Source organism: Kumtagia sp., assembly GCF_059502445.1.
In genome coordinates this window covers 55,786-76,216 of sequence record NZ_JCACER010000024.1, presented here as the reverse complement: position 1 = coordinate 76,216, position 20,431 = coordinate 55,786, and the positions used below count along the sequence as shown (strand labels likewise).

The 20,431-nt window shown below is 68.0% G+C and carries 18 protein-coding genes and 1 tRNA gene; 8 read left to right on the top strand and 11 right to left on the bottom strand.

Going from position 1 to position 20,431, the window contains the following annotated elements; all coding sequences use genetic code 11:
* The first annotated feature begins 31 nt into the window (after nucleotides 1-31).
* Together AC5JDC_RS10560 and AC5JDC_RS10555 are read left to right on the top strand one after the other, a co-directional pair.
* Nucleotides 32-376: a VOC family protein gene (locus tag AC5JDC_RS10560; RefSeq protein WP_495841316.1), complete on the top strand. Its 345-nt coding sequence runs from the start codon at nucleotides 32-34 to the stop codon at nucleotides 374-376.
* A 348-nt stretch (nucleotides 377-724) separates the two neighbouring features.
* A tRNA-Gln gene (locus AC5JDC_RS10555) sits at nucleotides 725-799 on the top strand.
* A gap of 50 nt (nucleotides 800-849) precedes the next feature.
* Here the strand turns inward: AC5JDC_RS10555 and AC5JDC_RS10550 are convergent.
* The 7 genes from AC5JDC_RS10550 to AC5JDC_RS10520 form a co-directional block, all read right to left on the bottom strand.
* The gene (locus AC5JDC_RS10550; RefSeq protein WP_495841315.1) at nucleotides 850-2,181 is read right to left on the bottom strand and encodes a virulence factor family protein; all 1,332 of its coding nucleotides are present in this window, start codon (nucleotides 2,179-2,181) and stop codon (nucleotides 850-852) included.
* Nucleotides 2,178-4,799 carry a bifunctional lysylphosphatidylglycerol flippase/synthetase MprF gene (gene mprF, locus AC5JDC_RS10545; protein WP_495841314.1) on the bottom strand — a complete coding sequence of 874 codons (2,622 nt, stop codon included), beginning with the start codon at nucleotides 4,797-4,799 and terminating at the stop codon, nucleotides 2,178-2,180. Before mprF ends, AC5JDC_RS10550 begins: the two co-directional genes overlap by 4 nt.
* 414 nt (nucleotides 4,800-5,213) lie before the next feature.
* Nucleotides 5,214-5,519, bottom strand: coding sequence for a type II toxin-antitoxin system prevent-host-death family antitoxin (locus AC5JDC_RS10540; protein ID WP_495841313.1), 306 nt, complete (start codon nucleotides 5,517-5,519; stop codon nucleotides 5,214-5,216).
* Between the two features lie 79 nt (nucleotides 5,520-5,598).
* Nucleotides 5,599-6,213 (bottom strand): dihydrofolate reductase family protein, encoded by a 615-nt coding sequence (locus tag AC5JDC_RS10535; RefSeq protein WP_495841312.1) that lies wholly within the window; start codon nucleotides 6,211-6,213, stop codon nucleotides 5,599-5,601.
* A gap of 295 nt (nucleotides 6,214-6,508) precedes the next feature.
* Complete coding sequence (gene smc / locus AC5JDC_RS10530) at nucleotides 6,509-9,967, bottom strand: chromosome segregation protein SMC (protein WP_495841311.1); 3,459 nt, start codon at nucleotides 9,965-9,967, stop codon at nucleotides 6,509-6,511.
* A gap of 198 nt (nucleotides 9,968-10,165) precedes the next feature.
* The gene (locus AC5JDC_RS10525; RefSeq protein ID WP_495841310.1) at nucleotides 10,166-10,891 is read right to left on the bottom strand and encodes a DsbA family protein; all 726 of its coding nucleotides are present in this window, start codon (nucleotides 10,889-10,891) and stop codon (nucleotides 10,166-10,168) included.
* Between the two features lie 168 nt (nucleotides 10,892-11,059).
* On the bottom strand, nucleotides 11,060-11,560 hold the full coding sequence (locus AC5JDC_RS10520) for a DUF721 domain-containing protein (RefSeq protein ID WP_106771585.1): 501 nt from the start codon (nucleotides 11,558-11,560) through the stop codon (nucleotides 11,060-11,062).
* Nucleotides 11,561-11,610: 50 nt separating this feature from the next.
* Between AC5JDC_RS10520 and AC5JDC_RS10515 the strand changes: the two genes are divergently transcribed.
* From AC5JDC_RS10515 to AC5JDC_RS10505, 3 genes are read left to right on the top strand one after another with little or no spacing between them, the layout of a single operon-like run.
* On the top strand, nucleotides 11,611-12,741 hold the full coding sequence (locus AC5JDC_RS10515; protein ID WP_495841309.1) for an A/G-specific adenine glycosylase: 1,131 nt from the start codon (nucleotides 11,611-11,613) through the stop codon (nucleotides 12,739-12,741).
* The gene (locus tag AC5JDC_RS10510) at nucleotides 12,738-13,349 is read left to right on the top strand and encodes an HAD family hydrolase (RefSeq protein WP_106771587.1); all 612 of its coding nucleotides are present in this window, start codon (nucleotides 12,738-12,740) and stop codon (nucleotides 13,347-13,349) included. Before AC5JDC_RS10515 ends, AC5JDC_RS10510 begins: the two co-directional genes overlap by 4 nt.
* Nucleotides 13,346-13,699, top strand: coding sequence for a nuclear transport factor 2 family protein (locus AC5JDC_RS10505; protein ID WP_495841308.1), 354 nt, complete (start codon nucleotides 13,346-13,348; stop codon nucleotides 13,697-13,699). Before AC5JDC_RS10510 ends, AC5JDC_RS10505 begins: the two co-directional genes overlap by 4 nt.
* Nucleotides 13,700-13,744: 45 nt before the next feature.
* Here AC5JDC_RS10505 and AC5JDC_RS10500 read toward each other — a convergent pair whose 3' ends face one another.
* The 3 genes from AC5JDC_RS10500 to AC5JDC_RS10490 form a co-directional block, all read right to left on the bottom strand.
* A complete protein-coding gene (locus AC5JDC_RS10500) occupies nucleotides 13,745-14,632 on the bottom strand; it encodes an alpha/beta fold hydrolase (RefSeq protein WP_495841307.1) in 888 nt (295 codons plus the stop codon).
* 56 nt (nucleotides 14,633-14,688) lie between these two features.
* Nucleotides 14,689-15,816 carry a site-specific DNA-methyltransferase gene (locus tag AC5JDC_RS10495; RefSeq protein WP_495841306.1) on the bottom strand — a complete coding sequence of 376 codons (1,128 nt, stop codon included), beginning with the start codon at nucleotides 15,814-15,816 and terminating at the stop codon, nucleotides 14,689-14,691.
* A 104-nt stretch (nucleotides 15,817-15,920) separates the two neighbouring features.
* Nucleotides 15,921-16,109, bottom strand: a complete 189-nt coding sequence (locus AC5JDC_RS10490) for a type II toxin-antitoxin system TacA family antitoxin (RefSeq protein ID WP_495841305.1) — start codon at nucleotides 16,107-16,109, stop codon at nucleotides 15,921-15,923.
* A gap of 188 nt (nucleotides 16,110-16,297) precedes the next feature.
* Between AC5JDC_RS10490 and AC5JDC_RS10485 the strand changes: the two genes are divergently transcribed.
* Nucleotides 16,298-16,987, top strand: coding sequence for an HAD family hydrolase (locus tag AC5JDC_RS10485; protein WP_495841304.1), 690 nt, complete (start codon nucleotides 16,298-16,300; stop codon nucleotides 16,985-16,987).
* 20 nt (nucleotides 16,988-17,007) lie between these two features.
* Here the strand turns inward: AC5JDC_RS10485 and AC5JDC_RS10480 are convergent, their stop codons facing one another.
* On the bottom strand, nucleotides 17,008-17,586 hold the full coding sequence (locus AC5JDC_RS10480; protein WP_495841303.1) for a hypothetical protein: 579 nt from the start codon (nucleotides 17,584-17,586) through the stop codon (nucleotides 17,008-17,010).
* 134 nt (nucleotides 17,587-17,720) lie between these two features.
* Between AC5JDC_RS10480 and thrC the strand changes: the two genes are divergently transcribed.
* Nucleotides 17,721-19,124, top strand: a complete 1,404-nt coding sequence (thrC, locus tag AC5JDC_RS10475; protein WP_495841302.1) for a threonine synthase — start codon at nucleotides 17,721-17,723, stop codon at nucleotides 19,122-19,124.
* A gap of 5 nt (nucleotides 19,125-19,129) precedes the next feature.
* Complete coding sequence (locus tag AC5JDC_RS10470; RefSeq protein WP_495841301.1) at nucleotides 19,130-20,422, top strand: M16 family metallopeptidase; 1,293 nt, start codon at nucleotides 19,130-19,132, stop codon at nucleotides 20,420-20,422.
* The last annotated feature ends 9 nt before the right edge of the window (nucleotides 20,423-20,431 follow it).

Genomic DNA, 20,431 nt, shown 5'->3' with positions numbered 1-20,431 from the left:
GTAGAACATACAGAGAACGAGGAGTTGCGTGATGAAACAGACCGGAAAGCTCGATTACCTCGAAATGGCCGCGCCGCGCGGCACGCTGGACAGCGTCAAGGCGTTCTACAGCGCCGCCTTCTCCTGGTCCTTCACCGATTACGGCCCGACCTACTCGGCGTTCGACGAAGGGCTGGAAGGCGGCTTCCAGGCCGAAAGCACCGAAGCCGCGCAAAGGCCGCTGCCCGTCCTCTACTCGGAGGCGCTGGAGGAGACGCTGGCGGCGGTCGAGGCGGCGGGCGGAAAGATCGTCAAGCCGATCTTCTCCTTCCCCGGCGGCCGGCGTTTTCATTTCTCCGACCCGGCCGGCAACGAACTGGCAGTGTGGGGCGAGTAGAGCGCGATCCAGCCCTCCCCCTCAAAGGCGCATACGGAACTACCCCCACCCCTAACCCCTCCCACAAGGGGAGGGGGACTGGCTGCACCTCCGCCTGACGCCGATCGTCGACGGTTCGCCTGGCATGGCGGCCGCAAAGTCCCCCTCCCCCTTGTGGGGAGGGGTTAGGGGTGGGGGTAAACCCATATGCGATTGCCCCCTTCTACCTCAAGGGATTCAAGATGGAGGATCGGCCGCTGCGCCGCCGGCGCTCGGCACGACCGTCCTGTTCGCCGCCGTTACGTCACGATTGCGCTTCACCGACACTCTGCCTATAAGGCGGCGTCTCCGGCGCGCGCGCCGGGCTGCTGGGGCGTAGCCAAGCGGTAAGGCAGCGGTTTTTGGTACCGCCATTCCCTGGTTCGAATCCAGGCGCCCCAGCCAAAATTAAAAGGTCCGTTCCGGACGGGTTCCCGAGTGGATCGGCAGCCGCCCTACCCCCTCATCCGATCCAGGAACTGCTGCCCCAGCGCCTCGTAATTGCCGTCGAAATGATGGCCGCCGGAGGTTTTTATCACCGTCGTGTCCTTCAGCGCCGGATCGGGGCAGGCGCTGTCGTCCTCGTCCTCGCCATAGACGCACATGACGCTTGCCGCCGGCAGCGCGGCGATCGCCGGCACGATGCGGTAGCCGCTGTTGTCGATGCCGAGCCAGCCCGAGATGGTGACCTGGAAGGAGGTCGTCTGCCCCGGCGCCATCAGCGCGATCAGCTTCGTGCGCTCCTGCAGCGGTTTCGGCAGCAGCGGATAGGCGAAGGGGATCGTGTCGGCGCCGAAGGAATAGCCGATCAGCATCACCGGCAGCTTGCGGCTGGGATCGGCCCGCCGCAGCATGTCGGCGATGTCGGTCGCCAGCTCCTGCGGCGTGCGCCTGGCCCAGAAATAATGCAGCGCGTCGAGGCCGACCACATGCACGCCCTGGGTGGCGAGCCATTCGCCCACCGACTTGTCGATGTCGCGCCAGCCGCCGTCGCCGGAGACCAGCACGGCCACGGCGGTCGGCTTCCCATGCGCCGGCAGGTCGACGGCCGGCAGGTCGCCGAACGGCTGGTCGGCATCGGCGATCTGCGCGACCGCGTCGGCGATCTGCGCGGGCTCGCCGCCCTCGGCGAGGGTGTCGACCGTGATGTTTTCCCGGGCGTGGACGCGGTTCAGTGCGTCGTCGAGCGTATCGGACGGCACGAACAGCCAGGCGGGACCGGGAAGGTCGATGTCGAAGCCGTAGCTGAAACCGCCGTCGTCGCGTTTCCTGGAGGAAGCGCCGGGGCAGAAGGGCAGCTTCAGGTCGAGCCGGTTGGCAAAGCCGGAGGCGACGGCGCCGCCGAGCGTGTTGGCCGGCGAGTCGGCCAGCGCCGCATAGGCGAAGGTGGCGCCCTGCCCCGAGCCGACGACGATCGGCGGCATGTAGGTCTGGATGTCGAGCTGGCGCTGCGCCGTCTGGGCCAGATCGGTGATCTCGCCGACGACATACAGGCATTCGCCGTCGTCCGCGTCGAGCTTTTCGGCGTAGCGGGCGAGATCGACCGCCAGCACCACGTCGCCCTGCGATCGCAGCGCCTCGACCACGGCGTCGTCGGACGGCTTCCAGCCCGCTCTATCCGACAGATAGACCACCAGCGCGTCCGGCGCGTCGTCGGGAACATGGATCGGCACGTTCTCCAGGCGGCCGGCCGACACGGTCCGCGCGGCCGGGTCGGTCGTCTCGGCAAAGGCCGGCGCGGCGGCCAGCAGGCCCGCGCCGACGAGGAAAACGGCAAAAAATCTCATCGCTTGAATATCCTGATCGGATTGCCGGAAATGAGGCTCGTCACGTCGACCAGCACCTGCGGCAGCGCCAGCCCGTTCGGGCAGGCAAGATATTGCGGCGTCCAGACGGGATCGAATTTCTGCTTGAAGGCGCGCAGTCCCTCGAAATTGTAGAATTCGTCGCCGCGCCGGTAGATGAAGGTGCCGAGCCGGTTCCAGGTCGAGGCCAGCGGATGATCGGCCAGGCCCGCCAGCGGCGCCGCGCCGAGATTGAACCAGCGATAGCCTTCCGCCTTGCCGTAGAGCAGCAGTTTTGCGAACAGCGCGTCCATCAGGATCTTCGAGACGCCGTGGCGGTAGCGCATGAGGTCGACCGACAGCTCGCTGTTGCCGCTGCCGCGCCACAGATTGGCGAAGGCGACGATCTCGCCCTGCTTGCGGATTACCGCGCAGTCGAACTCGGCGAGATAGTTTTCGTCGAGGCGGCCGAGCGAAAAGCTCTTCTCGCGGCCGGATTTCGTCGCGAGCCAGGCGTCGGAGACGGCGCGCAGCTCGGGCAGGACGGCCGGCACCTCGGCCTGGGGCACGACGGAGAAGTCCAGCCCCTCGCGTTCGGCCCGCTTCTCGGCATAGCGGAAATCCTGGCGGGCCGAACCCTGAAGCGAGAACCGGGTGAGGTCGACGCGCGCCACCTCGCCCGTCTTCAGGATCGCCAGGCCAAGGTCGAGATAGGTGGTGAGCAGGTCCGGGCCGATGGCATAGAAGACGGCGCGCGCGCCGGCGCGGTCGGCGGCCTCGGCGAAGTGCCAGACGAGGCCGCGCGCGGCTTCCGCCTCGCCGACCGGATCGCCCAAAGTGATCCAGCTGCGGCCGGCGATGCCGTACATGATGAACGCCTTGCCGTCGGGCGACAGCATGAACCGCTTGTCGCCGAGCAGCGCCAGCGCCGGATGGGTATCGCTGCTCTGCGCGACCAGCCGGCGCACGGCGTCCGGCACCGGCTGCGGCGTCTTGCTTGGCCGGGGCTGGTGCGGCCGGTTGATCAGCGCGTCGATGGAGAGCGCGGCCGCCACGACCACCAGCGCCAGCGTGGTGCGCAGGAAGCGAGGGGCGTCGCCGCCCCAGGCGAACTCCCACCACAGCGAAGACTGGTACTCGACATGGCGATAGGCGAGGAAACCGACCAGCGTGAGCACCGACAGCACGATGACGATCAGCGCCAGCCAGGTCGGCGTCGGCCGGAACGAGCGCCAGTTGCCCTTGCGGTAGAACACTTTCGGATAGGCGAACAGCAGGCCGGCGACGAGCATGAGGATGGCCGCCTCCTCCCAGTCCAGCCCCTTGAGCAGCGAGAAGCAGGCGCCCGCCAGCAGCAGCAGGATCGAGGCGATGCGGGCAAGCGCGATGCGCCGGTAGAGCCCGCGCGCCAAAACGATCAGCATCAGGCCGACCAGGCTCGCCAGCAGGTGCGAGGCCTCGGCAAAGGGCAGCGGCAGCACATGGCTAAGGAAGCCGGTGCGCTCGTCCTCGGCCGGCAGATTGCCGGACAGCAGCAGCACCACGCCGCCGCAGAACACCAGCGTCGCCGACAGCGGCGCAACGACCGGCCGCATGACCGAGGCCGCACGCCGCGACCCGGACAGAACGGCGGCGCGCGCCCGGTAGGCTTCGAAGGCGAGCAGCGCAACGCCGGCGAAAGCCAGCGGGATGGCGTAATAGACCAGCCGGAAGACGATGAGGGCCGCCACCACGTCCGGACGCGTGCCGGCGCCGAGCCCGACCAGGATCGTCGCCTCCAGCACGCCCAGCCCGCCCGGCGCGTGGCTGAGCACGCCGGCGGCGATGGCGGCGACGAACAGCAGCAGGAAGGTGGCGAAACCCGGCGCCACATCCGTCGGCAGCAGCACGTAGAGCGCGCCGGCCGCCGCGGCGATGTCGATAACGGCGACGAGTATCTGGGCAAGCGCGCTGCGGGCCGACGGCAGCGGCAGGCGCCAGCCGAACAGGGCGATCTCGCGCACGCCGCGCGACAGCCACAGGATGACCGCGGCGAACGCTACCAGGATGGCGGCACCGATCGTGCGGTCGGCGTTCGCCGACAGGCCTTTCAGGAACGCCACGCCCGCGGGATCGAGCACCAGCGCCAGTCCGGCCAGCACGACGATGCCGCCGCTGAAGGCGAGGAAGGAGACGCCGACGATGCGCCCGACATCAGCGGCGTCGAGTCCCGCCGCCTGGTAGATGCGGTAGCGCACCGGCCCGCCGACGACGACATTGAAGCCGACCGCGTTGGAAATGCCGTAGCCGACTAGTCCGGCGAAGGCGGCGAGCCGGTCCGGGACGCGGCCGGCGGCGACGCGGCGCGCCGCCATCACGTCATAGAGCGCCATCGCGGCGAAGCTGACGACGGTGAGCGCCAGCGACTGGACGACCGCGGCGGGCCTGGTTTGCGCCAGCGCGGCACGGATGTCGTCGAGGTGCACGCGGCCGGAAATCTGATGGATCACCACCAGCGCCACCACCACCAGCCCGGCACCGAACAAGGGCCCGAGCACGCGCGGCTCCAGCAGGCCGACCACGACCTGCTGGACGCTCCTGCGGCCGCCGGCTTTCTCGACGGCCGTCTCCGCCTGCTGCATGGTTTCCAAATCCGTGGAATGCCGGTCAGGCGTGCGCCGCACTGGCGGCGGGCCGCTTTCGCCCGCCCGTGCCCGGGTCATGCCTCGGGGACAGCTCCTTGCGGGCTGCAACGGCATCGGCAACAATTGCACTGCGCGTCATGGCATTCCCCGATGATGGATCCGGCCGCGTGCACACCATTGCAGCGCGGCCCCATCGAGCGCGAAGCGCGGCGACCCGCATTTCACGCGGTTCCTCCGCTGCTCTCGTATTGAGGCAGAACTAGAGCCGCCCGCGCGGCTTTTCAAATAACGGAAAAATAATCCCGGAGACGCTTGAAGGCGCCACAATCGGCGGCGATGCCGGTGAATTGTGGCGGCAGTCGCCACAAAGGGCGGGGAAGACGGCCCGGCGCGTTCGAAGATGCCAGCCGTTCAAAGGATCGCGTCACGCACCGGCATTTGCGTCCGTTCCGGCGCGATCTCGACTTCATGGTCCGGTGAAGCCCGCATGGCCGTGATCAGGACCCCGCCCGTAGCGTTGCCTTTGAGGCGTTGAAACTCTCCAGCGGCGATGACCACAACTTCTTGTCGCCCATCCACGGTGACGCGCTGAGGGCCATCCCTGTGGACCCGACGCACCAGCTCACTGAAGCGCGCCTTTGCGTCCTGCAGAGCCCACGTACTCGCGGGCAGCTCTGCCTCGCCGCTTCGGGGCCCGGGTGTGGCCTTTCTAGTCATACTGATCAGAATGTTCCCGAATGAGCCGGAATTCAAGGCTGGCGCGCCGGTCCGCCACCAGCCTTGAAGCGGGCGCCATCTATTCCAAGGCGAAGGAACCCTGTTTGACGGCACCGTGGCGCACATAGGTGCTGATCACCACACCGGTGGTCGAGGCCTTGCTGTCGAGGAGCTTCATGCCGCCGGAGAGCGAGCCCTCGCCGAAAAAGCGCTTGCCGCCGCCGAGCACGACGGGAAAGGTCCACAGCCGGTATTCGTCGATCAGGTCGGCCTTGAGCAGCGCCTGGACGAGCTGGCTGCTGCCCTGGATGAGCAGGTCCGGACCATCCTGCCGCTTCAGCTTCGCGACGCCGGCGACGGCATCCTCGCCGAGCCATTCGGAGTTCTTCCACGACAGCGTCCGTGGCGTCGAGGTGGCCACGTATTTGGTGATTGCGTTGAACTTCCTGCCGATCGCATCGTCTTCCGGGACGCGCGGCCAGTGGGCGGCGAAGATGTCGTAGGTTTTGCGGCCGAGCAGCAGATCGAAAGGCTTGCCGAAGGACTCGTCCATGATGTCGCCCATCATCTCGTCCCAATAGTGGAAGGTCCAGCCGCCGAACTTGAAGCCGCCGTCGGTGTCCTCCTCCGGGCCGCCGGGCGCCTGCATGACGCCGTCGATGCTGAGGAAGGTGGCTGCGATGACTTTTCTCATGATCTTTCTCTCCTCTTTATTACGACCATTCGCACCGCCCTCCACGAGCAAGGCGACGCACTCTTCGCCGCCCATGGCTGCGAAGCGAACCGCTCAATTGCCTCGGAGATATGTGCCGAATGAAGTCGGCCTAAGGACGGCCGGACGCGCGGCGTTCCGACACCGGCGTCGAAAATTTTTCAAGGAAGCGGCGCCCAGGGCGTAGCTGCAGGGGGACTGTTACTTTGTTGCCGGACGACGGCACGGTGGTCCAGAACGAAGCGTGGGCAGAAAAAAAGTAAGCCGTCCCCGCCGCTTAGCTCGCCTCGCGCAGGCGCTCCGCCGTCTGCAGGTCGACTGAGACGAGCTGGCTCACGCCCTGCTCGGCCATGGTGACGCCGAACAGCCGGTTCATGCGCGCCATGGTGATCGGGTTGTGGGTGATGATGACGAAGCGCGTCTCGGTGGTGCGCGCCATCTCGTCCATCAGGTTGCAGAAGCGCTCGACATTGTGATCGTCGAGCGGCGCGTCGACCTCGTCGAGCACGCAGATCGGCGCGGGATTGGTCAGGAACACCGCGAAGATCAGCGCCATCGCCGTCAACGCCTGCTCGCCGCCCGACAGAAGCGTCATGGTCTGCGGCTTCTTGCCGGGCGGGCGGGCGAGGATTTCGAGGCCGGCCTCCAGCGGGTCTTCCGATTCGATGAGCTGCAGCTCCGCCGTGCCGCCGCCGAACAAATGAGTGAACAGCCGCTTGAACTGCTCGTTGACGACCTCGAAGGCGGCCAGCAGCCGCTCGCGGCCCTCGCGGTTGAGGCTCTGGATCGCCTGCCTGAGCTTGCGGATCGCCTCCACCACGTCCTCGCGCTCGGACACGATCGTCTCCAGCCGCTCGGACAGCTCCTTCTGCTCCTCCTCGGCGCGCAGGTTGACGGCGCCGAGCCGCTCGCGCTCGATCTTCAGCCGCTCGAGCTGGCGCTCGACGTCGGGAAGCTCCGGCAGGCGCGCGTCGGGCGCCAGCCCGGTCAGGCGGATGACCAGATGCGGCGGCGTGTTCAGCGCCTCGTGGATGCGCGCCTCGACCTCACGGCGGCGCTCGTCGGCGGCGGTCAGCCGCTCCTCGGCGCGGCCGCGCTCCTCGCGGGCGGAGGCAAGCGCCTGGATGGCGTCGGTGGCGGCCTTGTCCAGCCCCACCTGCCGGTTCTCGGCCTGCAGCAGCGCGTCGCCCGCCTGCTTGCGCGCCTCCTCCGCCCTGGCGAGCTCGGACAGGAGCGAGCGCCGGCGCTGGTCGATCTCGTCGGGCGCGCCCTCGATCTTGCGGCGCTCGGCATCGGCCTCGGCGCGCCGCTCGGCAAGGGCCGCGATCTGCGCGTCGGCGTTCTCGGCGCGGCTCTTCCAGCCCGCCCGCTCCACCGCGATGGCGTCGATACGGCGCAGGCGGGCGGCGGTCTCGCGCTGCAGCCCGTCGAGAGCGGAGCGCGCCTCGGCCAGCGCCGAGCGATCGCGGGCGACGGCCTGCGCCGCCTGGTCGAGCCGCGCCTGCAATGCGGAAACGTCCGGCGCGTCGGCCCGGCGCGCCGTGGCTTCGGCAAGTGCCGCCTCGGCCTCGGTGAGATCGGCGCCGACGCGGGCTCGCGCCTCGTCCAGCGCGGCACGGCGCGCCGACAATTCGCCGGCGGCCCGCTCGGCCCGGGCCAGCGCCTCGCGCGCCTCGCCGACGGCGCGCTGGGCATTGCGCCACTGGTCGCGCGCCAGCCGCTCGGCCTCGGCCTCCGCCTTCACCGCGACTTCGGCGGCGACAAGCGCCGCTTCGGCGGCCCTGACGCGCTCGGCGGTGTCGCGCGCCTCGGTCTCCAGCTCCAGCAGCCGGTTCTTCTGGGCAAGCCGCTGCGCTGCCGCCGTCGGCGCATCGGCGCCGGCGACAAAGCCGTCCCAGCGCCACAACGCGCCTTTCCGGCTCACCAGCCGCTGGCCGGGCTTCAGCAGCTTCTGCAGCCGTGCCCCGTCGGCGTCCTCGATCAGGCCGATCAGGGCGAGGCGGCGGGCGAGCTGCGCCGGCGCCCGCACCACCTCCGCCAGGCTCCTGACGCCCTCCGGCAGGGCCGGGTCGTCCGCCACGGCCGCGCTTTCGCCCCAATGCGCCGGGGCGCGGGTATCGAGCGGCGCGTCCAGATCCTCGCCGAGCGCCGCGCCCAGCGCCGTCTCGAAGCCGCGCTCCACCGCGATCTGCTCCAGCACCGCCGGGTACTGCCCGCCGCCGCCGGCATTCAGCACCTTGGCCAGCGTGCGCGCCTCGGTCTCGATGCGGGCAAGCGCGGCGCGCGCCTCCTGCACCGGCGGCCGCGCCGCCGTTTCCGCTGCCCGCGCCCGGGCGACCGACGTCTCGGCGGCGGAGGTCGCCGTCTCGGCCGTCTCGGCGGCGGCAACCGCCCGATCGACCAGCACGCGCTTCTCCGCCGGGTCCGCCAGCGCGGCGATCCTGGCGCCGATCTCGCCGGCCTCGCGCTCGACCTCCGCCAGCTGCCGGGCAAAACGGTCGCGGCGCTCGGTGCTTTCGCGCAGGCTGCGCTCGATCTGGCCGATCGCCGCCTGCGCCTCGGCGCGTTGCGCCGTCAGCGCGGCGAGGCCGGCCTCGCTTTCGGCGAGCACCGCGGACGCGTGGTCGAGGGCCGCGCGCTTCTCCCGCTCCCGCTCGTCCGTCCCGGCATCCTCGCCGCGCAGCGATGTCTCCTCGGCGTCGAGGCGCGCCAGCACGTCGGCATTGTCGCTGACCATCCGCTCTTCGCGCTGGATGTCGGCGGCGAGCTGCGCCAGCCGGCGCTCCAGCTCGGCCTGGCGGTTGCGCATACGCTCCGCCTCCTCGTCGAGCTGGGTGCGGGCGATCGACAGGCGCTGGAAGGTGGCCGCAGCCGCCGCCGACTTGTCGCGCAGCGCCGGCAGATGGTGGGCGCCAACGCCCTGCGCCTTGGCGGCCTCCATCTGGGCGGCGGCGCGCTCGGCGACCAGCGAGGTTGCGACGGCGAGCGCCGACTGGGCCTCGCCCTCCTGCGCCTTGGCCAAAGTCCAGCGCAGGTGCAGCAGCGTGGCCTCGGCCTTGCGGATATCGGCGGACAGGTTCTTGAAGCGGGCGGCCTGCCGCGCCTGGCGGCGCAGATTGTCGATCTGGCTCTCCAGCTCGCCGACCACGTCGTCGAGGCGCTCGAGATTCTGCTCGGCGGCGCGCAGGCGCAGCTCCGCCTCGTGGCGGCGCGTATGCAGGCCGGAGATGCCGGCCGCCTCCTCCAGCAGCGCGCGCCGCGCCTGCGGCTTCGCCTGGATCAGCTCGCCGATGCGGCCCTGCCCGACCATGGAGGGCGAGCGCGCGCCGGTCGACTGGTCGGCGAAGAGGAGCTGCACGTCGCGGGCGCGCGCTTCCTTGCCGTTGATGCGGTAGACCGAGCCCGCCTCGCGCTCGATGCGGCGCGACACCTGCAATTCGTCGGCCTCGTTGAAAGGCGGCGGCGCGGTGCGGTCGGCATTGTCGAGGAACAGCGTGACTTCGGCGGTGTTGCGGGCCGGGCGGGTGCCGGAGCCGGAGAAGATGACGTCGTCCATGCCGGACGCGCGCATGTTCTTGTAGGAGCTTTCGCCCATCACCCAGCGTAGCGCCTCGACGAGGTTCGACTTGCCGCAGCCGTTCGGCCCGACCACGCCGGTCAGGCCGCGCTCGATGACGAACTCGCCAGGCTCGACGAAGGACTTGAAGCCGACGAGGCGGAGGCGGTTGAACTTCATGCCGGCGCTCTTCCCCTTCTCCCCTTGTGGGAGAAGGTGGCCGATCCTGAGCCGCGAGCGAAGCGAGCGGTCGAAGGGGAGGTCGGATGAGGGGTGTTGGACGGAGTGGAAACGTTGGCGATCCTGCCAACACCCCTCATCCGTCTTGGCGCTGCGCGCCAATCCACCTTCTCCCACAGGGGGAGAAGGGAAGGAGCGTCAGAGCATGCCGTCGATGATCGCCGACATTTCTTCAACCGACAAAGCTCCCTTGTACTGGTTTCCGTTGATGAAGAAGGTCGGCGTCGAGTCGACCCTGAAATCCTTCTGGCCGCGATCCTTTACAGCCCTGATCTCGTCCAGAAGCTTCTGGTCGGTCAAGCAGGCCTCGAAGCTCTCCTGTGTAAAACCGGCAAGCTTGGAGATCTGCAGCAGCGCGTCGCGGGCGTTTTCGGCGGCTGCCCAGCCCTGCTGCTGCTTGAACAGCACGTCGACCATCGGGAAATAATTGTCCTTGGAGCAGCGGGCGAGCATGAAACCGGCCTCGGCGCGCGGATCGAAGGGGAACTCGCGCAGGATCAGCCGCGCCTTGCCGGTGTCGATATATTTGGTCTTGATCTCCGGCAGCGTCGTCTCGTGGAAATGCGCGCAGTGCGGGCAGGTCATGGAGGCGTATTCGACGATGGTCACCGGGGCGTCGGCCTTGCCGAGTGCCATGTCCGGCAGGGCGCCGGGCTCCAGCAGCTTGGCCATGTCGACCGTGCCGGCCGGCTCGGGTGCCTTCGCCGCCGTCGTCGTCGATGCCGTCGTGGTCGGCTCCGCAGGCTGGTCGGCGGCGGCGGTCGGCGTCTCGTCGCCGCTGTCGCTGCAGGCGGCGAGCACGGCGCCGGCGGAAAGCACCGCGAGCGAGGAAAGAACGGTTCTGCGCGAGACGGACCGGAGCATGCGAATCACCTGAAACGACGGGAGGATGATGAAGCTGGAATGCAACAAAAAGCGAGAGTTGGCGCGAAATAAGGCATTCCCGGACGCGAACCAAGCGGCATCATGCCGCAAAGCTTCACGAAAATGCGAGTGCGGGCCTATTTTTTTTCGCGGTCGCGGCACCGGCGCCTAGCGCCGCCGCGTGCCCACCACGGCCTCGCCGAGCCGCTCCAGCGAGGCGCGCAGGCCCTCATCCTCGATCAGCCGCACCTTGCCCTCGATCGCGGAGCGTTCGGACGGCGAAACCGGCCGCGGCTTCCGCCGCAGCGCCCGTTCGGGCGCGGCTACCGGCTTCTGCACGATGCGGATGCGGTCGATCGCCTCGAAGCCGAGGAAGGAATTGACCCGGCCGATCACCTCGCCGGTCTCATGCTGCAGGTGCAGCGCCGCCAGCCCCTCGCAGGCGACAACCAGGACGGCCGGGCGGAACGCCTCGTCCTCGCTGACGCGGCGCGGCCATTGCAGTTTTTCCGGCCGCGACTTCGCGGCGATGCGCGGACCAACGATCTCCTCCCACGACTGTATCAGCCCGATCGACAGGCCCGCCCGCTTGCGCATGACGGGATCGAGCACCTGGCTCACGAGATCGCTCACCGGAACCGGATTGCCGAACGGCCTTTTCCCTGCCATGTCGTCCTCCAAGTCAGCCCATGCCAGCCTCAAGCCACGTTCCCGTGAAAATGGCAACCGCCAGCAGATCGATCATCGCCGACGCCGCCCCGCCGGACGTGGCCGCGCGCCTGCTCGCCTGGTACGACGCCCACCATCGCGACCTGCCCTGGCGGGTGCCTCCGGCCGAACTGAAGCGCGGCGTCCGTCCCGATCCATACCACGTCTGGCTGTCGGAAATCATGCTGCAGCAGACGACGGTCGAGGCGGTGAAGCCGTATTTTCGCGATTTTCTCGACAAATGGCCGGATGTGGAGGCGCTCGCCGCCGCGCCGGCCGAGGACGTCATGCGCGGCTGGGCCGGCCTCGGCTACTATTCGCGGGCACGCAACCTGAAGGCCTGCGCGAACCTGGTCGCCACGTTGCCGGACGGCTTTCCCGACACGGAAGACGGCCTGCGGGCGCTGCCCGGCATCGGCGCCTACACGGCGGCGGCGATCGCGGCGATCGCCTTCGGCCGGCCGGCCGCCGTGGTCGACGGCAATGTCGAGCGGGTGACGGCGCGGCTGTTCGACATCCGGACGCCGCTCCCCGAAGCGAAGCCCGAGATCAGGGAACGCGTGGCGGAACTGGTGCCGGCCGGCCGGCCCGGCGATTTCGCGCAGGCGATGATGGATCTCGGCGCGACGATCTGCACGCCGAAGCGGCCGCGCTGCATGCTCTGCCCGCTGCGCGCGGATTGCCGGGCTATCCTTTCCGGCGATCCGGAACTCTTGCCGCTCAAGGCGCCGAAGGCCGACAGGCCGAAGCGCTCGGGGATCGCCTATGTGGCGGTGCGCGCCGACGGCGCGGTGCTGCTGCGCACCCGGCCGGAAAAGGGCCTGCTCGGCGGCATGACCGAAGTGCCGAGCAGCGGCTGGGACGGCGGGCGCGCCGCGCCGAACGGCCGTGACGATCCGCCTTTTCCCGCCGACTGGCGCCGCGCCGGCACGATCGCCCACGTCTTCACGCATTTTTCGCTCGACCTCGACGTCTTCCGCGCCGATGTCGGGCCGGCCGAGGCCCCGCCCGGCCATCGCTGGGTGGCGGCGCGCGACGTTGCCGGCGAGGCGCTGCCAACCGTCATGAAAAAGGCCATCGAGGCCGCGATACCCGGCGCGACCAGAAAGCAGCGCACGACAGCGAACCGAGGGACCATATGAGCGAAATCCGTCACATCGTCTTCGACATCGGCAAGGTGCTGGTCCACTACGATCCCGACCTGCCCTTCAGCCGGCTGATCCCCGATGCGACTGATCGCAAATGGTTCTTCGACAATGTCTGCACGGCGGACTGGAACATCGAGCAGGACCGCGGCCGCTCGTGGGAGGAGGCGGAGGCGCTGCTGATCGCCGAACACCCGGCCCATCAGGAAAACATCCGCAATTTCCGCCGCTGCTGGCACGAGATGGTGCCGCACGCCTACGACGACACCGTAGGCATCATGGAGGGGCTGATCGAGGCCGGCCACGACGTGACGATGCTGACCAATTTCGCCGCGGACACCTTCGTCGAGGCGCGCAAACGCTTCGATTTCCTCGACCGTCCGCGCGGCGTCACCGTCTCCGGCGAGGTCCGCATGATCAAGCCCGAGCGCGGCATCTACGAGCTTCACGCCGCGAGCTTCGGCCTGGACCCCGCGCGGACGCTGTTCATCGACGACAGCCAGAAGAACGTCGACGGAGCGATCGCCGCGGGCTGGCAGGCGGTGCTGTTCACCGATGCCGCGACGCTGCGCCGGGATCTCGGCGCGAGACGCATCGAGGCATGAGCGATCCCGCCGACGTCCTGCGGCGCTACCACGACGCCATCAATGCACTGGACTATGCCGCGATCGAGGCGTTCTTCGCCGAAGACGCGAGCTATGCGTCGAAGGGCGTCGGCGCGCTGAAGGGCAAGGCGGCGATCATGGCGGCGTTCCGCGGATATTTTTCGGAGTATCCCGACCAGGTCGCGCATGACGACCGTGTCGAAAAACTCAGCGAGACCTCGGCCAAATCGAATTGGCATCTCGAAGCCACCAGCGCCACGACCGGCAAAAAGCTGGTCCGCAAGGGCGAGGAGACGATTTTCCTCGACGCCGAAGGCAAGATCGAGCGCGTCGACGTCCACGACGCATGAACGCATGCGGTTGTCCCTTGCCGCGCTCCGTGTCGCGGCACCGGTTCAACCATGTACCCGGCCGAGAAAATCCCGGACCAGCGCGACCACCTCATCCAGATGCGTCTCGAGCAGCCAATGCCCGCCGTCGAGCAGATGAAGCTCGGCGTCGGGCAGGTCTCTGAGATAGGCACGCGCCGATTCTTCCGGCATGTAGCCGTCATGCGGACCCCAGACGATCAGGGTCGGCGGCCGGTGCTCGCGCAGATAGGCCTGGTAGCGCGGGAACCGGTCGAGATTTTCCTTCAGGCCTTCCATCAGGCCGACGGCTATCTGCTTGCGCTTCGGCGTCACCAGCGGCCATGACAGTTTCCACAGGTCCGGCGGTATGGTCTCAGCCAGTTCCCGCGTAACCTCGTTGAGGAATTCTTCGCGGAATCCTTGCTCGCTGACCGCGTCCTCCAGCACCTTCCGGCTTTCCGGCGTCGGCTCGGCGAAGTGGTCGAGCAGGCCCTCGTATTTCGGGCCGAGCGCGTCCTCGTAGATGTCGCCGTTCTGGATGATCAGCGCCGCGATGCGCCGCGTATCCTCCATCGCCAGGCGCAGGCCGATCTGCGAGCCGTAGTCGTGCAGATAGATGGCGAAGCGGGCGACGCCCATTTCCTCGACGAACTGGCCGAGGAAGCGCGTATAGCCGGCGAAGCTGTAATCGAAGCCGTCCGGCGTATCGCTGAAGCCCTGGCCGGGAAAGTCCGGCGCGAGCAGCCGCCAGCGATCGGCAAGCGCCGGCATGAAATTGCGGAACTCGAAGGACGATGACGGATAGCCGTGCGGCAGGAGCACGACGGGCGCACCTATAGGCCCGGCCTCGCGGTAGAAGGTGCGCACGCCGCCGACATCGGCATAGCGGTGGCGGACGCGTCTGTCCGGGTGGGCGGTAGCGTGATCGGGCATGGCCGGCTCCTCCGTGGAGCCGGCAAAACCACGCGGGACGGCGTTCGTTCCGCCAATTACGCCCCTGCCCGCTCCATGCCGAGGCGGGCGATGCGGCGCAACTCGTCGATCGCGGTCAGCCCGCCATTGCGCTCGTAGTGCCAGAAGGTCCAGCCGTTGCAGGCGTCGAGCTCCTGCACCTGCGCGCCGACGCGGTGGATCGAGCCGACGCGGTCGCCGGCCGCGATGGTGCCGTCGGCGCGCACCTTGGCCACCCAGCGCTTCCTGGCGTCATAGAGGAACATGCCGGGCCGCACGATGCCGGCATCGATCAGGCTGACGAAGGCGACGCGCGGCTCGGCGCGCTTGCCGGTGAGCAGCGACAGGTCGATGCTGGGCAGCGGCACCACGGCATCGATACGCTCGCGCGCGGCGTCGATATAGGCCTGCTCGCGCTCGATGCCGACGAAATGGCGGCCGAGGCGCTTCGCCACCGCGCCGGTGGTGCCCGAGCCGAAGAAGGGATCGAGCACGACGTCGCCGGGCTTGGTCGAGGCCATCATGACGCGCGCCAGCAGCGCCTCCGGCTTCTGCGTCGGATGCAGCTTGTTGCCGCTGTCGTCCTTCAGCCGCTCGGCGCCGGTGCAGATCGGGAACAGCCAGTCGGAGCGCATCTGCACGTCGTCATTGGCTGCCTTCAGCGCGTCGTAGTTGAAGGTGTAGCCCTTGGCGGCGGCGTCGCGCGAAGCCCAGATCATCGTCTCGTGCGCGTTCTGGAAGCGGCGCCCGCGGAAATTGGGCATCGGGTTGGTCTTGCGCCAGACGATGTCGTTCAGGATCCAGTAGCCGAGGTCCTGCATGGCCGCGCCGACGCGGAAGATGTTGTGGTAGGAGCCGATCACCCAGATGGTGCCGTTGGGCTTCAGCACCCGGTGGGCGGCGAGCAGCCAGGCGCGGGTGAAGGCGTCGTAGGCGGCAAAACTCTCGAAGCGATCCCAGTCGTCATCGACCGCGTCGACCTTGGACTGGTCGGGGCGATGCAGGTCGCCGTTGAGCTGGAGATTGTAGGGCGGGTCGGCGAAGATCGCGTCGATGCTCTTTTCGGGAAGCCTCTCCAGCGCGGCGACGCAGTCGCCCTTCAGGATGGTGTCGAGCCAGGGAGCTTCGGCCGGCTGGAAGGACGAGACGGCGAGAGACGCTTGCATGCTGCTACCCGAATACGCGTGACTGTTTACCCGCCGTTATGGTTACCGTTTCGCGTAAATTTTTAATGAAGCGGGAGCAGTCGAGGATCGGTCAATGCTCGCCGTCAAACCTTGTCCCAAGGCGCTGGCGTCTGCATCGTCCTACGGAGTCGGTCGTTTGGCTGGGGTGGCATATCCAGCCTTGCCAGGAATTGAGCGAACGCCTGGGGCTCGAGTTCGATGATCAGTCGATCGATCAAGTCGCACTCCTCGTCCAGGCTGTGACCTGTCGCAGTCTTCTGGGTACTCGACATTGAAGTCTCCTGATCTCAAGAATAAAGCAACCTTGCTGTTCGAACCAGCATCTTCGCTGGACCGGACGAACCACTCGCGCATCCGATACAACAGCCCTCGAAATTTGCCCATTGCGGCCACTTCGTGTATGCGGCGCGGGAAACGGCGACCCACCCCGCATCCTCTCCCCTCCCGATCCGCGAAGCTCATGAACCAGCCAGACCTCGTCATTTTCGACTTCGACGGAACGCTCGTCGATTCCGAGATCATCGCCGCCCGCGTCGAGGCCGACCTGCTCACCCGCGCCGGGTTTCCGATCACCGGCGAGGAGATGTGCGTGCGCTATGCCGGCCTTACCTTCAAGGACATCATGCTGAGGATCGAAGAGGAGGCGCATGTGCCGCTGCAGGCCTCGCTGATCGGCGAGGCCGAGGTGCTGGTCGACCGCAAGCTGCGCGCCGAGGTGCGCATGATCGACGGCGCGCGGGCCGCGGTCGCCGCGGTCGGGGCGAAAAGATGCATCTGCTCGAATTCGCGCACCGAGCGGATCCGCTTCATGCTGGAGAAGACCGGGCTCGACCATCTGTTCGGCGTGGACGACGTCTTCTCGGCGCTGAGCACGCCGAGCGGCAGGCCGAAGCCGGCGCCCGACGTCTTCCTGCACGCGGCAAAGCACTATGCGGCCGACCCGGCCAACACCTTCGTCGTCGAGGATTCGGTGCACGGCATCCACGGCGCCAAGGCTGCCGGCATGCGCGTCATCGGCTTCACGGGTGCGGCCCACACCTATCCCGGCCACGCCGACATGCTGACCGATGCCGGCGCCGAGACGGTCATCCACCGCTGGTCGGATTTCCGCGGCGTCCTCGCCGCGCTGGCGGAATGGTCGGACGCCTGACCGGGGCGGCGGTGATCCTCCTACTGGGCCGATGCGGTCTTCTTCGGCGGTCCCTCGTCAAAGCCGGCGAAGATCTGGATGTTCTGCTGCGACGGCTCGGGAATGGTGATGTTCGGGTCGTTGAACATGAACTGCGTGGCGGTCGAGGAATCGGCACTCGCCGCCTGGTGCTTGTGAAGCTGGGAATAGAGGATGGTGTCGCCCTGCACTACGGCGATGCGGATCGGCACGGTGGCGCTCGCCGAGCCGCCGGCCGGCCCGGGAACGACCCGACCGGCGACGGCGACGTTGATGGTCAGATTGCCGCCGGAGCGCGAGCAGGCGCGCGTGACGTCGGTGATGGAGGCCTGGTATTGCAGCTTCGTCGGGTCGTCCTGGCCGCCCTTGGCGTAGCTGTTGAAATAGGCCGTCCCGTCGCGCAGCGTGACGCGCGGGCAATAGCCGCGCAGCTCGCTTTCCAGAACCTTGCCCTGCGGCGGCTTCGCGTCCCCGCCGCCCGAGCTCCCCAGAAGACTGCCCCCGTCGCCGGACTGGCAGCCCGCGACGGCGAAAATAAAGCCGGACACGATGAGGCCCGGCACGATACGTCGGTTAGCCAAACGAAACTCCATATACCGCTCTTCCCACCCGCAAAGCGTTTGCTCTATAGCAACGGCGCGTCCGAAATGCGACGGGTGGCGCGGCGATTTGCACAAACGGGCCATCCGAACGGTCTCGCAGGGAGCCATTGACGATGAGATATGTCAGCACGCGCGGCAGCGCTCCGACGCTCGGTTTTTCCGATGCGGTGCTATCCGGACTGGCGCGCGACGGCGGGCTCTATGTCCCCGATGCATGGCCGGAACTGTCGCCCGCCGAGCTTCGCGCCCTGCGCGGCCTCTCCTATCCCGAGCTGGCGATCCGGCTGCTCACGCCCTTTCTCGGTGGCGAGATCGACCGGCCGACCTTCGGCAGGATCGTGCGCGAGGCCTATGCCAGCTTCCGCCACGAGGCCGTCTGTCCGCTGATGCAGCTCGACGGCCGGACATTCGCACTGGAACTCTTCCACGGCCCGACGCTCGCCTTCAAGGACGTGGCGATGCAGCTTCTCGGCCGCCTCATGGACCATATCCTGGCCGAGCGCGGCGAGCGTGCCACGATCGCCGCGGCGACCTCCGGCGATACCGGCGGCGCGGCCATCGAGGCCTTCGCCGGCCGTGAGCGCACCGACATGTTCGTGCTCTTCCCGCATGGCCGCGTCTCGCCGGTGCAGCAGCGGCAGATGACCACGTCCAAGGCCGCCAACGTCCATGCGCTCTCCATCGAGGGCAATTTCGACGACTGCCAGGGGCTGGTGAAGGACATGTTCAACGACCATCGCTTCCGCGATGGCGTGTCGCTGTCCGGCGTCAATTCGATCAACTGGGCGCGCATCATGGCCCAGATCGTCTACTACTTCTCCTCGGCGCTCTCGCTGGGCAGCCCGGACCGGCCGGTCTCCTTCACCGTGCCGACCGGCAATTTCGGCGACATCTTCGCCGGCTACGCCGCCAAGCGCATGGGCCTGCCCATCGACCGGCTGGTCATCGCCACCAACGACAACGACATCCTGGCGCGCACGCTTTCGTCCGGCGAATACCGGACGCGCGGCGTCGTCGCCACCACCTCGCCGTCGATGGACATCCAGGTCTCCTCGAATTTCGAGCGGCTGCTGTTCGAGGCCTCCGGCCGCGACAGCGGCGCGGTAATCCGCTGCATGAACGGGCTGAAGCAGTCCGGCGGCTTCACCATCGACACTCCGACCCTCTCGGCGATACGCGGGGATTTCGACGCCGGCCGCGCCTCCATGGCGGAGACCGCCCAGACCATCGGCCGGACGCTGAAGGCCAGCGGCTACCTGCTCGATCCGCATACGGCGACCGCCGTTCACGTCGCCTCGCAACAGCTGACGGAGAGCCCGATGATCGTGCTCGCCACCGCCCATCCGGCGAAATTCCCGGACGCCGTCAAGGCGGCATCGGGCGTGTTTCCCGCCCTGCCGGAGTGGCTGTCGGGCCTGATGGACGCAGAGGAAAGATACACGGTACTTCCCTCCGACCTGAAAATGGTGGAAGATCACATTAGCCGACACGCACGTGCGGCGCGCCAGGGAGTTTGATCTTGATGGGTGTTGAGGTAAGCCGTCTGTCGAACGGCCTGACAGTCGCGACCGAAACCCTTCCCAGCATCGAAACCGTCGCCCTGGGCGTCTGGGTCAAGTCCGGCGCCCGCAACGAGCGCGACGAAGAGCACGGCATGGCCCACCTGCTCGAGCACATGGCCTTCAAGGGCACCAGCGGCCGCAGCGCCTTCCAGATCGCCTCGGACATCGAGAATGTCGGCGGCGAGATCAACGCCGCGACAAGCGTCGAGACCACGTCCTTCTATGCCCGCGTGCTCGGCGGCGACGTGCCGCTCGCCATCGACATTCTCGCCGACATCCTGCAGGACTCGACCTTCGACCCCGACGAGCTAGAGCGCGAGCAGCACGTCATCCTGCAGGAGATCGGCGCGGCCTTCGACACGCCGGACGACATCGTCTTCGACAAGTTCACCGAGACCGCGTATCGCCAGCAGACGATCGGCCGCTCGATCCTGGGCACGCCGGACACGGTGCGCTCCTTCACCTCGCGGCAGCTGCACGCCTTCATGGAGCGGCAGTACGGCGCCGACGACATGGTGGTGGTGGCCGCCGGCGACGTGAGACACGACGCCTTCGTGCGCGAGGTGGAGAAGAAGCTCGGCGGCTTCCGGCCCAAGGCGCGCAGCGTCGTTCCGCATCCGGCGCACTATGTCGGCGGCGACTTCCGCGAAGAGCGCGACCTGATGGATGCGCAGATCGTGCTCGGCTTCGAGGGCCGCGCCTATCACGTGCGCGACTTCTACGCCTCGCAGGTGCTGTCGATGATCCTGGGCGGCGGCATGTCGTCCCGCCTGTTCCAGGAGGTGCGCGAAAAGCGCGGCCTCTGCTATTCGGTCTACGCGTTCCACTGGGGCTTCTCCGACACCGGCATCTTCGGCGTGCATGCGGCGACCGGCCAGGGCGACATCGCCAGGCTCGTGCCGGTGATCATCGAGGAGTTGCAGAAGACCGGCGAGCGGATCGACCAGTCCGAGCTCGACCGCGCGCGCGCCCAGTATCGCGCCGGCCTCATCATGTCCGCCGAAAGCGCCGCCAGCCGCGCCTCGCAGATCGCCAGGCAGATCCTGCTGTTCGGCCGGCCGATCAGCAAGGAAGAGCTGATGGAGCGGCTTTCCGCGTTGACGGTGGAGCGACTGACCGACCTGTCGGCACGGCTGTTCTCGACGCTGCCCACGGTGGCGGGCATCGGGCCGGTGGGATCCCTGCCCTCCTACGAGGCGATCCGCGATTCGCTGGTCGGCGCCGCCCCCGCGGTTGGCAAGCTCGCCGTCTGACGTCCTGAT